Annotated in this window: 13 protein-coding genes; 7 read left to right on the top strand and 6 right to left on the bottom strand. The window is 62.2% G+C overall.

Annotated elements, in window-relative coordinates; translation table 11 throughout:
• Positions 1-36 precede the first annotated feature (36 nt).
• On the top strand, positions 37-948 hold the full coding sequence (locus AC3ZU9_RS05785) for a LysR family transcriptional regulator (protein WP_012722382.1): 912 nt from the start codon (positions 37-39) through the stop codon (positions 946-948).
• A 191-nt stretch (positions 949-1,139) separates the two neighbouring features.
• Here the strand turns inward: AC3ZU9_RS05785 and fecA are convergent, their stop codons facing one another.
• The 3 genes from fecA to AC3ZU9_RS05770 form a co-directional block, all read right to left on the bottom strand.
• The gene (gene fecA, locus AC3ZU9_RS05780; RefSeq protein ID WP_490090407.1) at positions 1,140-3,476 is read right to left on the bottom strand and encodes a TonB-dependent Fe(3+) dicitrate receptor FecA; all 2,337 of its coding nucleotides are present in this window, start codon (positions 3,474-3,476) and stop codon (positions 1,140-1,142) included.
• Between the two features lie 91 nt (positions 3,477-3,567).
• Positions 3,568-4,509 carry a FecR domain-containing protein gene (locus AC3ZU9_RS05775; protein WP_064054836.1) on the bottom strand — a complete coding sequence of 314 codons (942 nt, stop codon included), beginning with the start codon at positions 4,507-4,509 and terminating at the stop codon, positions 3,568-3,570.
• Positions 4,506-4,994 carry a sigma-70 family RNA polymerase sigma factor gene (locus tag AC3ZU9_RS05770; protein ID WP_043204827.1) on the bottom strand — a complete coding sequence of 163 codons (489 nt, stop codon included), beginning with the start codon at positions 4,992-4,994 and terminating at the stop codon, positions 4,506-4,508. The genes AC3ZU9_RS05775 and AC3ZU9_RS05770 overlap by 4 nt, the downstream gene beginning before the upstream one ends.
• A gap of 170 nt (positions 4,995-5,164) precedes the next feature.
• Here AC3ZU9_RS05770 and AC3ZU9_RS05765 point away from each other — a divergent pair, with 170 nt between their 5' ends.
• Genes AC3ZU9_RS05765 through AC3ZU9_RS05745 form a run of 5 tightly spaced genes read left to right on the top strand, consistent with a single transcriptional unit; the run spans position 5,165 to position 8,925 of the window.
• Complete coding sequence (locus tag AC3ZU9_RS05765) at positions 5,165-5,467, top strand: DUF3649 domain-containing protein (RefSeq protein WP_102061633.1); 303 nt, start codon at positions 5,165-5,167, stop codon at positions 5,465-5,467.
• On the top strand, positions 5,464-7,038 hold the full coding sequence (locus AC3ZU9_RS05760; protein ID WP_490090406.1) for a PepSY-associated TM helix domain-containing protein: 1,575 nt from the start codon (positions 5,464-5,466) through the stop codon (positions 7,036-7,038). The genes AC3ZU9_RS05765 and AC3ZU9_RS05760 overlap by 4 nt, the downstream gene beginning before the upstream one ends.
• A complete protein-coding gene (locus tag AC3ZU9_RS05755; RefSeq protein ID WP_320400264.1) occupies positions 7,039-7,365 on the top strand; it encodes a DUF3325 domain-containing protein in 327 nt (108 codons plus the stop codon).
• A gap of 7 nt (positions 7,366-7,372) precedes the next feature.
• Complete coding sequence (locus tag AC3ZU9_RS05750; RefSeq protein ID WP_043204830.1) at positions 7,373-7,951, top strand: RNA polymerase sigma factor; 579 nt, start codon at positions 7,373-7,375, stop codon at positions 7,949-7,951.
• Entirely contained in the window at positions 7,948-8,925 is a 978-nt protein-coding gene (locus tag AC3ZU9_RS05745; RefSeq protein ID WP_490090405.1) for a FecR family protein, read from the top strand. The genes AC3ZU9_RS05750 and AC3ZU9_RS05745 overlap by 4 nt, the downstream gene beginning before the upstream one ends.
• Here the strand turns inward: AC3ZU9_RS05745 and AC3ZU9_RS05740 are convergent, their stop codons facing one another.
• Positions 8,926-9,276, bottom strand: coding sequence for a glutaredoxin family protein (locus AC3ZU9_RS05740; RefSeq protein ID WP_064054842.1), 351 nt, complete (start codon positions 9,274-9,276; stop codon positions 8,926-8,928).
• A complete protein-coding gene (yejK, locus tag AC3ZU9_RS05735) occupies positions 9,276-10,280 on the bottom strand; it encodes a nucleoid-associated protein YejK (protein ID WP_012722392.1) in 1,005 nt (334 codons plus the stop codon). Before yejK ends, AC3ZU9_RS05740 begins: the two co-directional genes overlap by 1 nt.
• Positions 10,281-10,676: 396 nt before the next feature.
• Between yejK and AC3ZU9_RS05730 the strand changes: the two genes are divergently transcribed.
• The gene (locus tag AC3ZU9_RS05730; RefSeq protein ID WP_003188840.1) at positions 10,677-10,958 is read left to right on the top strand and encodes an HU family DNA-binding protein; all 282 of its coding nucleotides are present in this window, start codon (positions 10,677-10,679) and stop codon (positions 10,956-10,958) included.
• A 166-nt stretch (positions 10,959-11,124) separates the two neighbouring features.
• Here AC3ZU9_RS05730 and rlmF read toward each other — a convergent pair whose 3' ends face one another.
• Positions 11,125-12,144: a 23S rRNA (adenine(1618)-N(6))-methyltransferase RlmF gene (gene rlmF / locus AC3ZU9_RS05725; RefSeq protein ID WP_064054843.1), complete on the bottom strand. Its 1,020-nt coding sequence runs from the start codon at positions 12,142-12,144 to the stop codon at positions 11,125-11,127.
• Between the last annotated feature and the right edge of the window lie 228 nt (positions 12,145-12,372).

Genomic DNA, 12,372 nt, shown 5'->3' with positions numbered 1-12,372 from the left:
CCAGTAATAAGGGAATCAAGAGCGACAATCGAGCCTATGACCACTCCACGTTTTGATGGCGTTGAACTCTTTCTGCAGATCGTCGAGAGCGGCAACCTGACCGAAGCCGCCGAGCGGCTGAATGTGACGCGCTCGGCAGTCGGCAAGGGCTTGGCGCGACTTGAGGCCCGCCTGGGCACGTGCCTGTTACAGCGCTCTACCCGTCGCCAACGGTTGACCGAGGACGGGCAGGCCTATTACGAGCATTGCCTGCGGGCGCTGGCGGAACTTGAGGCCGCCGAGTCCGTGCTGGAAAGCGGACGGCAACAACCTCGTGGGCGGTTGCGGGCCAGTCTGCCATTAGCGTTCGGGCACCACTATGCGGCGCCTGCGCTCTGGGGGTTGATGGATAGATTTGCCGAATTGGAGATCGAGATTTCTTTCTCTGACCGGCTGATCGACGTTGCCCAGGAAGGCTTCGACCTGGCGGTACGCATTGGCGCGCTGCCCGACACCGACCGCTTGAGCGCCCGTCGCCTGGGCGAGCAGGCGATTGGCCTGGCGGCGTCACCGGCGTACTTGCAGCGCGTGGGTCAAATTGAGCGCATCGAGGACCTGGCCGGGCATCGCGGCATTGCTTATCGCTGCAGTGCCCCGCGCTTGGAGTGGGCGCTCAATGACGAGCAGGGCCGCCCACACCGTGCGCGGGTGGCCTCGCCGCTGATGATGGATGACCTCCAGGCGGTGGCCGATGCCGCCATCGCGGGCGTGGGCCTGGCCTGGTTGCCCAGTTGGCTGATCGCCCACTATGCGCTGCGCGGTCAGCTGCAAGCGGTACTGCCTGGTTACTGCGAGCAGCCCTCGCCGATCCACGTGATCTGGCCCACGGCGGCGCACATGCCGGCCAAGACGCGCTGTGCCATCGACGCGTTGGTGGCCGGCACGCCGTCGTGCCTGGCGGGCAGTTAAAACTCAGGATGAACATAGGCATTGTGGTGAGCGGGCTTGTTGTGGTGAGCGGGCTTGCCCCGCGCTGGACTGCGTAGCAGGCCCATTTTTCAGGGTCGCTGCGCAACCCGGCGCGGGGCAAGCCCACTCACCACAACAGACCTCTCACCACAGCAAGCCCCCTTGCCACAGGTTATTTGTGGCTCGAGCCGTTAGAACGCGATGGAGGTCTGCACATACACCGTGCGTGGCTCACCGACGTATTTGCCTTTGTTGTTATCGTCGAATGAACGTGTGTAGTACTGCTTGTTGAAGATGTTTTTCACTCCCACCGCCACGTTCAAATCAGACAGCTGCGGGCCGAAGTCGTAGGCGGCGCGGCTGCTGAACAGCATGTAGCCGGGGATGCGCCCGTTCGCACCGTCGGCGCTTTCGGCCTGGGTGTTGGCGTTGTCGGCGAACTGGCTGCTCTGGTAGCTGCTGTCCAGGTTGAGCTTCCAGCGGCCTTCGGTGTAGCCCACGCCGAGGGTGCCCTTGTGTTTTGACGAGAAGGGCACGCGGTTGCCTTTGTTCGGGCCGTCTTCGCGGATGGTGGCGTCCACGTAAGCGTAGCTGGCATACACATCGAACCCTGCCAGCGCCGGGCTCAAGCCGTCGAGGGCGTAGTTGATGCTGGATTCGATGCCCTGGTGACGGGTCTCACCACGGGCAATCACCGAATCATTGGTCTGGTTGCTTTCGTACTGGTTGTCGAAGTTGATCAGGAACGCGCCGATTTCCGCGCGCAGGCTGCCGTTGTCGTAGCGTGTGCCGAGTTCCCAGGTCCGCGCTTTTTCCGGTTTGACTTCGCCGCTGGTCACACGGTTGGGCATCTGGCTGTACTGCACGCTACCGAACGAACCTTCGGTGTTCGCGTAGAGGTTCCAGTCTTCGGTGAGGTGATAAAGCACGTTCAGTGCCGGCAGCGCGGTGTTGTAGTCACCCTTGTATTTAACGTTGCTCAGGTTGTTGGTTTGCTGGGACTCGATCATCTCGTAGCGAATGCCCGGGGTGATGGTCCACTTGCCGATATCAATCCGGTCATCGATGAAGAAAGCATTGGCCTCGGTGCCGCCACGGGTGTCGCGGTCATTGCGGCTGTCGGTGGTGGGGATTTGCTGATTGGCGGCAATCGGCGTGCGGTAGCGCAGTTCGTGGCCGGCCTCGTTGATATAACGGTAGCCGACGCCCACTTCGTGGCTGGTCGGGCCCAGGTCAAAGCCTTGGGCGAAGCGCGTTTCCACGCCGCGCACCCAGTACTCGCGCGGGGACAGCGACAGGAACGTGCCTTGGTCGAGGTAGCCGCTGCGCAGCGTCTTGGTGAAGAAGCTGTTCACGGTGAATTCGCGACGGTCCTGCTCATAGCGATAGCCGACGTTGAACATCGTACGGCGGCCCCAGAACTTGTCGTAGGGACGGGTGGACTGATACGGATCGGCCTTGTAGTCCGCGACGTTCAAACCACCGGGCATATCGGCCTGGCCTTCGTAGTATTGCGCCATGGCGTTGAAGCTGTTGGCATCATCGAGCTGGTATTTACCCTTGAGGATCAAGTCGTCAATGCGCGTGTCGCTGTTCTCGCGCCAGTCGCCGCCTCGGGTGCCGGAGTACAGCAGCGCGCCGCCCAGGCCGTTGTCGGCGGTGCCGCCGGCGAGCAGGTTGCCGGTGGTCTTGAAGCCGTCGTGGCTGGAGGACGGGCTGGTTTCGGTCTGCAGGCCGCCTTTGACCGTGGGCGCATCCGGGATCGCGCGGGTCACGAAGTTGACCACGCCGCCGACGTTCTGCGGGCCGTAGCGCACAGCGCCGCCGCCGCGTACGACGTCCACCGCATCCATGTTGCCCATGCTGATCGGCGCGAATGAAAGCTGCGGCTGGCCGTAAGGCGCGAAAGGCACCGGGATGCCGTCCATCAACACTGTGGAGCGCGAGGCCAGGCGCGGGTTGAGGCCGCGAATGCCGAAGTTCAGCGCCATGTCGTGGCTGCCGGTGCCGTTGTTGTCCGGTGCGTTGACGCCGGGGATGCGGTTGAGCACGTCCTTGGCCTGGGTCGCGCCCTGACGCTCGAACTCTTCGCGGCGGATCACATCACGGGCGCCTGGGTGTTCGAATACGTTGGTTTGCGCCGCATCGCCGAGCCAGTCGCCGACCACGCTGGACGTGCCCAATTCGATACTGGCCGGTGCCGTGACCGGTTGCAGGCTGTAGGCATTGTCGCCCTCGGCGCGGGCTTGCAGGCCGGTGCCTTCCAGCAGTTTTTGCAGGCCGTCTGCGGCGCTGTAATTGCCGGACAGGCCACGGCTCTGTCTACCCGCCGTAACTTCGGAGCCGAAGGAAATCAGCACGCCCGCTTCGCGGCCAAACTGGTTCAACGCAGCTTCCAGCGATGTCGGGGCGATGTGATACGGCTTGGCATCGGCCGCCATCACCGGCGGCAGTACGGTAAGACTCAGGCTGGCGCCGAGTAGGAGTTGGCGCAAGGTGCGGGCGAGAAGCGTCGGTTGCTGGGGCATGAACAGCGGTCCTGAGAAGGAAGGATCAAGGTGGCTTTCCTTCTCTGTCACGCGAGGGGTGGAAAACGGCTCATCGGTTTTGAAATTAATCTCAGGCGCGTGCCTGCACGGTCACCCAATACCGCGTAAAACGCCTTACTTTCACCGGCAGGCTCACTTCCAGCAGGTCGAGAATGCGTTCGCTGTCATCCAGCGGGTAGCTGCCGGAGATCAGCAGGTTGGCCACCTGTGGGTCGCAATTGACCTGGCCACGACGATAACGGCCCAGTTCGCCGAGGAAATCTTCCAGGCGCATGTGGGATGCGACCAGCATGCCGTCGGCCCAGGCGCCGCTGTTGGCGTCGGTGGGGCGCGGGGTGTCCCAGCCTTTGCGGGTGAAGTTGACCTGGCGCCCAGCCTCGACCGTCAGCGGCAGGCCGCTGTAGGTGTTTGGCATCACCTCGGCGCGGCCATCGAAGACCGTCAGTTGGGTGTGATCGTTGAACTGGCGCACATTCAAGCGCGCCGCCTGGCTGGTGAGCAGGCCCTGGCCGGTCAGGACATTCAGCGGCGTATTGCCTGCGAGGCTGGTCAGCAGGATCTCGCCTTCAAGCAGGCGGATCAGCCGCTGCCGGCCATCGAAATGCACGTCTACCGCGCTGCCGGTATTGAGCTGCAATTGGCTGCCATCGGCCAATTGCACCTTGCGACGCTGGCCGACGGGGCTGCGATAGTCGGCGGTCAGCGGCGGCAGGATATGTTGCTGGCGCAGGCTCCAGGCGGCGGCCGAACCGGCACCGAGGACCAACAGTAACTTGAGGGCCTGGCGGCGGCTGGTGGAGGTCGGCGCATTCAATGCGGCATGGGCCAGGGGCGAGGGCATGCCGCGCAGGCGCTGATTCACGCGCTGCATATGGTCCCACGCGCGCTGGTGTTCGCTGTGGGCGTTCAGCCATTGCTGCCAGGCCGCTTGCTGGCGAGGGTTGAGCGCGCCTTGCTGCATTTCCATCAGCCAGTGCACGGCTTGTTCGGCGACTTGAGTGGAAAAATTCATAGGGCGAAATAGCAGCGCATGGCCGCTTTGTTCAGGTGGCGTTTGACGGTGGCGATGGAGATGCCCAGTTCAGCGCCGATTTGTGCGTAGGTCAGGCCATCCAGCTGGGCCAGCAGGAAAGCGCGTTTGACCTGCACGGGCAGGCCGTCGAGCAGCTGATCCAGCTCCACCAGGGTTTGCAGGATGATTGCGCGTTCTTCTTCCGACGGCGCGACGTGCTCGGGCATGTGCGCCAAGGCGTCGAGGTAGGCGCGTTCCAGGTCCTGGCGGCGGTAGAAGTTGAACAGCACGCGCTTGGCGACGGTGGTGAGAAACGCACGGGGCTCGATCAACGGGGGCGTTTCCCGTGCGGTGAGTACGCGAATGAAGGTGTCCTGTGCCAGGTCGGCGGCACTTTCCGGGCAGCCGAGCTTGCGTCGCAACCAGCCGGTGAGCCAGCGGTGGTGGTCGTTGTACAAAACTTCGACGGTGTTGGACGGGCTCAACGGGGACACTCCACAAGCATCGCCATGCTTTAGAGAACAAGAATTGTTCGCATTGTAGGGTGCGTGAGCGGCTTCGGCAATCCACCTGCGCAGGTGATTCATCCGTTCTGTTTTGCTTATGAGAATATTTATCATTAATATTGCGTGCTGATGAACCTGGCGCTTCCCGCATGAAAAGCAAAACCTCGCTGCCTGTCTCCTATCGTCTTGCTGTGACCTCGCGCGTGCTGGCTGCCGTGGTGGGGGGGTACCTGATGGCTTCCCTGGCCAGTATCTGCCTGGCGCTGTGGATGCCTATTTCCCGTGCTGACGCAGTGATCACCGGGATGATGAGTTCGTTCGTGTTCTATCTGCTGGCCGTGCTCTGGTGTTTCGCCTGCCGCAGTGCCGCGCGCGCCTGGTTGGGTGTGATGCTGCCGAGCGCGGCTTTCGCCACGTTGGCGGGTGTGGGGTTCTGGATGGCACGCACATGAAAGAGGGCTTTCGCCAGGCCATGGCTTGGCTGCACACCTGGGCTGGGCTGATCTTTGGCTGGCTGCTGTTTGCGATTTTCCTGACCGGCACCTTGGCGTATTTCAAGGACGAAATCAGTCATTGGATGCAGCCTGAAGTACAGGCCCATCCGCTCGACGACACGCGCAGCCTCACGTTGGCACAGGCGTATCTGCAGCAGCAGGCACCGAATGCCGCGCGCTGGTTCATCACCTTGCCCGACAGCCGCGATCCTGGCCTGTCGGTGATGTGGCAAGACAAGGTCGACCCCGGCAAGCGCGGTAATTTCATCCAGAAAACCCTCGACCCAGTCAGCGGCCAGGCCGTACAGGCCCGTGAAAGCATGGGCGGCGAGTTCTTCTATCGCTTCCATTTTCAGCTGCAGATGCCTCACCCGTGGGGCCGTTGGCTGTCGACCATTGCCGCGATGGTGATGTTTGTCGCGCTGATCACCGGCATCATCACCCACAAGAAAATCTTCAAGGACTTCTTCACCTTCCGCCCCCGCAAAGGCCAACGCTCCTGGCTCGACGGGCATAACGCGGTGGGCGTGCTGGTGCTGCCATTCCATTTGATGATTACCTACAGCAGCCTGGTGATCTTCATGAGCATGGTGATGCCGGCGCCGATCCTGGCTTCTTATGGCAACGACACCCGCGCCTTTTTCAGCGAGGTGTTCCCCAATACCAACAACGCGCCGGCCTTGGGCCAGCCAGGCACATTGCGGCCGCTGGTGCCGATGTACGAACAGGCACGGGCGCAGTGGGACGGTGGGCATGTGGGGCGCGTGGCGGTGAATAATCCCAGCGATGTAAACGCCTCGGTCAATGTGTTCCGCGCAGGTTCCGACAGCGTGGTGCACGATTTCGGCAGCACCGTTTCCTTCAACGGCAGCACCGGTGAGCTGTTGCGGGTGAGTGGCGGGCAGTCACTGCCGGCGGCCATCGGCGGCAGTTTCTACGGCCTGCACATGGGCCATTTCGCCGGTCCGGTCCTGCGCTGGTTGTACTTTATCTGTGGCTTGGCGGGCACGGCGATGATCGGCACCGGGCTGGTGATCTGGCTCGGCAAACGCCAGCTCAAACACGCTAAAGCCGCGGTCATGCCGTTTGAACTGCGCTTGGTGGAAGTACTCAACATCGCCAGCATGTCCGGGCTGATGATCGCCATCGCGGTGTTTTTCTGGGCGAACCGTCTGCTACCGGTGAGCTTCGCCGAGCGTTCCGACTGGGAAGTGCAAACCTTCTTTATGGCCTGGGGCCTGAGCCTGTTGCACGCCATCCTGCGGCGCGGGCGACAGGGTTGGGTCGAGCAGTTAAGCGTCGGCGCGCTGCTGTTTATCGCCATTCCGCTGCTCAATGCGTTGACGACCTCGCACCACCTTGGCGTTTCGCTGGCCACCGGCGATTGGGCCATGGCCGGCTTCGACCTGACCTGCCTGGCCAGCGGTGTGTTTCTCGCCTGGGCCGCCTGGAAGATGCAGCATCGCACCGCGCCTGCGCCCAAGGCTGAACGCGCACGCCCGTTGACGCTCAAGCAGGAGACCAACTGAATGCTGCTCGCTCTGCTGATGTGCTACGCCGGGTTCACGGCGCTGTGCTTGTCCACTGACCGTCACCACGGCGAACTGCTGCACAGCAAACCCTCGCCCCGGCGGCGCCTGGGGTTGCGTGTGACCGGCTGGTTGCTGCTGACGCTGTCGATCTGGCCGGCGGTGAGTGTCGTCGGTTGGGGGCAGGGCCTGGTGGAATGGTGCGCCGTGTTGATGCTCAGCGCGCTGCTGTTGGTGCTGTTGTTGCCGTATCGGCCAAGGCTGGCCTTGATCCTGGCAGGCATCGGCCTGCTGGCCAGCCCGGTTGCGGCGTTTGCCACCCTTTGAGCCGACCTTGATGATCAGCACCCCACCCGAATCCCAGGACAGCCAGCACGCTGACGCGGCCGGTGGACGTGCGCATTTCCTGCAGGTCTTCTTGTCCCAGCGTTCGCAGATGGAGGCCCTGGTAAGTCGACGCGTGGGGTGCCGCGCCACGGCGGCTGACCTGGTGCAGGACCTGTTCCTGCGCTTCTGGCGCCGGCCGCTGGTACAGGTTGAAGAACTCAGCACCTACCTGTTGCGCTGCGCCGGCAACATCGCTATCGACCACCTGCGCAGCGAAGGCGCACGGGTGCGCAGCAGCGAAGGCTGGCTGCCCGAACAGCAAGACAACCAGGGCTCCGAACCCCAGGCGGCGCTGGAGGCAGGCAACGATCTGCGCCACGTCGAAGCGGCCCTGCGCAGCTTGCCCGAGCGCACGCGGCAGATTTTCCTGCTCAACCGCATCCACGGCCGCAAGTACGCCGAAATCGCCAAGGCCATGGGCCTGTCCCAAAGTGCCGTGGAAAAACATATGATGCGTGCCCTCGAAGCCTGCAAAGCCAGCCTTCGCGAACCTTCATCCCCCCGCACGCCAGGGAAAGCACCGTGAACGTCACCCCCACGCCCGCCCAGGAGCAAGCCGCACTGGCCTGGCTGAGCCTGCTGCACGACCAGCCCAGCAGCGGCGACCAGGCTACGTTCAGCCAGTGGCTGCGGGCCGACCCTGCGCACGTCGTGGCCTATTCCCAGGCGCAGGTGCTGTGGGAGTTGAGCGAAGTACCGGCGCGCAAGTTGGCGGGCGAGGAGGCGTTGGCATTGCAGGGCTACCTTAACGCCATGCATGCCTCGAAGCGTTCGCGGGGGGGGCGCTGGTCCGGGGCGCTGGCCATGGCCGCGTGCCTGGTGGTGATGGTGTCGATGGGCGCCGGTTGGCAGCCGTCGCGCTGGGTCGATGACTTTGGCGCGGACTATGTGACGGCACCCGGAGAAATCAAAACCGTCACCCTGGCCGACGAGTCCCAAATCACCCTCGATGCCGACAGCGCCATTGCTGTGGATTTTAACCATGGCGAACGGCATATCCAACTGCGTCGGGGCGCGGGCTTTTTCAGCGTGACCCACACCGGTGAGTCCTTCGTCGTGGCGGCGGGCAGTGGCGAAGCGCGGGTGCTGGGCACACAGTTTGAAGTCCGTCTGCAACCGGCAGGCGCTCAGGTAACGGTGTTGTCCGGGCGGGTTGGCGTGACGCCGTCAACGCAGGGCCAGCAGCAGATTCTTACGGCGGGCCAGCAAGTGGCCTACACCGATGGCATCGCCGATCAGATGCACGCGGTCGACAGCGAATCACGCCTGGCCTGGCGCGACGGCTGGCTCAACTACTACAAGGCGCCGCTGGCCGACGTGGTCAAGGACCTGGAGCGTTATTACCCTGGTCGCATCCTGTTGCTCAATGACGAGATGGGCGCCAAGCGCGTCAGTGGCAGCTTCCCGAGCCAGGATCCGCAGGCGGTGCTGAATGCATTGCAGGCGGTACTGGGTTTTGAACAGCACCATGTGCTGGGGCGAATGATCGTGGTGCGCTGATTACTTCAGCGCCGCCATGATTTTCTCCGGGCTGTAGTCGCGAATCAGCGTGCCGTTCACGTCCACGAACGGAATCCCGCCGCCGCCCAGCGCCTCGTACGCCTTGCGCGCCTGGGCGTCCTTCTCGATATCGAACGCCTGGTAGGGAATGCCTTTCTGGTCCAGGAACCGGCGGATCTGTTTGCAGTACCCACACCATTCGGTGGAATAGAGCACCACGCGCGCCGACGTGCGCACGTGCTCCGGCACCCCTTGCGAGGGGTTGAACACCCGCTCGATCTTGCCCCAGTTCTGGATCACCACCACGACCAGCAACACCAGCAGGACTTTCTTGAAAACCCCGCCCAGCATCAGTTGCGGCGCTTGAGCTGATCGGTCAGTTGGGTTGGCAGGCCCTTGATGATCAAGGTGCCGGCGGCTTCGTCGTACTCGATCTTGTCGCCCAGCAGGTGCGCTTCAAAGCTGATGGACAAGCCCTCGGCGCGGCCGGTGAAGCGGCGGAACTGGTTGAGGGTACGCTTATCGGCAGGGATTTCCGGCGACAGGCCGTAGTCCTTGTTGCGGATATGGTCGTAGAAGGCTTTTGGCCGATCTTCATCGATCAATCCGGAGAGCTCTTCCAGGCCCATCGGTTCACCGAGCTTGGCCTGGCTGCTGGCGTAGTCCACCAGGGTCTTGGTTTTCTCGCGGGCGGACTCGTCCGGCAGGTCTTCGCTTTCGACGAAGTCGCTGAAGGCCTTGAGCAGGGTGCGGGTCTCGCCCGGGCCGTCGACGCCTTCCTGGCAGCCGATGAAGTCGCGGAAGTATTCCGAAACCTTCTTGCCGTTCTTGCCCTTGATAAAGGAAATGTACTGCTTGGACTGCTTGTTGTTCTGCCACTCGGACACGTTGATGCGTGCCGCCAGGTGCAGTTGACCGAGGTCCAGGTGACGCGAGGGGGTCACATCCAGCTCGTCGGTCACCGCCACGCCTTCGCTGTGGTGCAGCAGGGCGATGGCCAGGTAGTCGGTCATGCCCTGTTGATAGTGGGCAAACAGCACGTGGCCGCCGGTGGAGAGGTTGGACTCTTCCATCAGCTTCTGCAGGTGCTCGACAGCGGTGCGGCTGAAGGTGGTGAAATCCTGCCCACCCTCGAAATACTCCTTCAACCAGCCGCTGAACGGGTGCGCACCGGACTCGGCATGGAAGAAACCCCAGGCCTTGCCTTGTTTGGCGTTGTAGCTCTCGTTGAGGTCGGCAAGCATGTTCTCGATGGCGGCCGACTCGGCAAGCTCGGAGTCGCGGGCATGGAGAACTGCAGGTGTGCCGTCGGGTTTTTTGTCGATCAGGTGGACGATGCAGTGACGGATCGGCATAGGCTTCTCGGCTGGTTGATAGGGGAGCGGTTGGCCTCCCCGAAAAGTCGCCAAGTGTACCGCACCATTGGCCAAGACGTGCTTCGAAGGGTGTTTCGAGCACCCTCCGACGGGCCATATGCCTTTTTTTCACGGTTTAGAGCGATAAAGCTGACCAAATGGGTAGGTAGAAGCGGATATTTCCCCGTCTCTGTGCTAGTTTTGCCCCGTCTTACGCCAAGTCTCGGCGATAAGCGTGCATTCAGCATCTGTCAGGTCGAACCAATCCCCGTTTCAAGCATCTATAACCCCGATCTCCGTGGTTATAGCCGGGGGTGCCAGGCCATGACGGTCGGGCTCGACGGCTGACACTGCACTCTGCAATCCATATGAATTTGATAGGGAAGGAACACCACAATGGCTATTACTAAAGACCAACTGATCGCTGACCTGGCTGAAGCAGTAGACGCACCGAAAACTACCGTGCGCGCTCTGCTGGACCAACTGAGCCAAGTTGTTGCTGACCAGCTGGAAAACGGCGGCGAAATCACTCTGCCAGGCGTTGGCAAACTGAAAGTGACCGAGCGTCCTGCCCGTACTGGCCGTAACCCTTCGACTGGCGCTGCCATCGAAATCGCTGCCAAGAAAGTTATCAAGCTGGTTGTGGCCAAAGGCCTGACCGACGCTGTTAACAAGTAAGACGCAGCAAAAAAAACCGTGCTCCGGAGCGATCCGGGCACGGTTTTTTGTTGCCTGCGATTTACTGTAGTTGCGGGGTTACTGTGGCGAGGGAGCTTGCTCCCGCTGGGCTGCGCAGCGGCCCCAAAAGTCTGGGAGCGGGAGCAAGCTCCCTCGCCACAATGGATCAGTCGCGCACCCAGCGCTGGCGCCAGATCTGCTGCTCGTTCTTGGTCTGGAAGGTCCAGGCCACGAAACGGCTTTGCTTCTGGCCCTGGGACATTTCCACCACTTGGCTTTCCAGCACGCCGGCTTTTTTCAGGGCTGTCTCGATAGCGGGCAAGTTTGACGCTTTTGACACCAAGGTGCTGAACCACAACACCTTGTGGGCAAAATGCGCGCTCTCGGCAATCAGCTGCGTCACAAAGCGCGCTTCGCCGCCTTCACACCACAGTTCAGCTGATTGGCCGCCGAAGTTCAGCACCGGCAACTTGCGCTTGGGGTCGGCTTTGCCCAGGGCGCGCCACTTGCGCTCGCTGCCCTTGGTCGCTTCGTCCATGGACGCATGGAACGGCGGATTGCACATGGTCAGGTCAAAGCGCTCACCCGGCTCCAGCAGGCTCAGCAGGATCTGCTTGGGGTTGGTCTGCTGGCGCAGTTGGATGACTTTGCTCAGGTCATTGGACTGCACGATTGCCTTGGCGGCGGCCACGGCGATAGGGTCGACCTCCGAGCCGAGGAAGTTCCAGCGGTACTCCATGTAGCCAATCAGCGGGTAGACGCAGTTGGCGCCCATGCCGATGTCCAGCACTTTGACGATCGAACCGCGTGGGATCTTGCCGTCATTGACGCTGGCCAGCAGGTCGGCGAGGAAGTGCACGTAGTCGGCACGCCCCGGTACCGGTGGGCACAGGTAATCGGCCGGGATGTCCCAATGCTGGATGCCATAGAACGACTTGAGCAACGCTCGGTTGAACACCCGCACCGCGTCCGGGCTGGCGAAGTCGATGCTTTCCTTGCCGTACGGGTTGATGATCACGAATTGCGCCAGTTCCGGCGTGGTCTTGATCAGTGCCTGGAAGTCGTAACGGCCTGTATGGCGGTTGCGCGGGTGCAGGGTGGCCTCTTTACGCGGCACGACGGGTTTGGCCGTGGTTGCGGTTTTAGGCTTCTTGCGCGGAGGTTTTGGCGTGCTGGGGGCGGTCATGATGATTCTGGTGTTGGCTCAAAGTGGTGGGCATTGTCACACATCCTGAGCCTGTCCCGGTCAAATGTGGGAAGGGGCTTGCTCCCGATTGCGGTGGGCCCGCCAGTTCATAGGTAGCTGACACACCGCTATCGGGGGCAAGCCCCCACCCACATTGACTGTATTGTCAGCCTGGCATTGGGAGTCTCCAGGCAAAAAAAGAGGCCCGAAGGCCTAATGCAAGTCAGT

It is taken from the genome of Pseudomonas sp. A39 (assembly GCF_058145955.1).
The sequence above is the reverse complement of the archived record's forward strand: the minus strand, read 5'-3'. Positions and strand labels throughout refer to the sequence as shown.

Bases quoted from the DNA above. Each gene is read 5' to 3' on its own strand.
- AC3ZU9_RS05740 (WP_064054842.1), bottom strand. From the start codon at position 9,276: ATGCTGGGCGGGGTTTTCAAGAAAGTCCTGCTGGTGTTGCTGGTCGTG.
- fecA (WP_490090407.1), bottom strand. From the start codon at position 3,476: ATGCCCCAGCAACCGACGCTTCTCGCCCGCACCTTGCGCCAACTCCTA.
- AC3ZU9_RS05730 (WP_003188840.1), top strand. From the start codon at position 10,677: ATGGCTATTACTAAAGACCAACTGATCGCTGACCTGGCTGAAGCAGTA.
- AC3ZU9_RS05755 (WP_320400264.1), top strand. From the start codon at position 7,039: ATGCTGCTCGCTCTGCTGATGTGCTACGCCGGGTTCACGGCGCTGTGC.
- yejK (WP_012722392.1), bottom strand. From the start codon at position 10,280: ATGCCGATCCGTCACTGCATCGTCCACCTGATCGACAAAAAACCCGAC.
- AC3ZU9_RS05775 (WP_064054836.1), bottom strand. From the start codon at position 4,509: ATGAATTTTTCCACTCAAGTCGCCGAACAAGCCGTGCACTGGCTGATG.
- AC3ZU9_RS05760 (WP_490090406.1), top strand. From the start codon at position 5,464: ATGAAAGAGGGCTTTCGCCAGGCCATGGCTTGGCTGCACACCTGGGCT.
- AC3ZU9_RS05785 (WP_012722382.1), top strand. From the start codon at position 37: ATGACCACTCCACGTTTTGATGGCGTTGAACTCTTTCTGCAGATCGTC.
- rlmF (WP_064054843.1), bottom strand. From the start codon at position 12,144: ATGACCGCCCCCAGCACGCCAAAACCTCCGCGCAAGAAGCCTAAAACC.
- AC3ZU9_RS05765 (WP_102061633.1), top strand. From the start codon at position 5,165: ATGAAAAGCAAAACCTCGCTGCCTGTCTCCTATCGTCTTGCTGTGACC.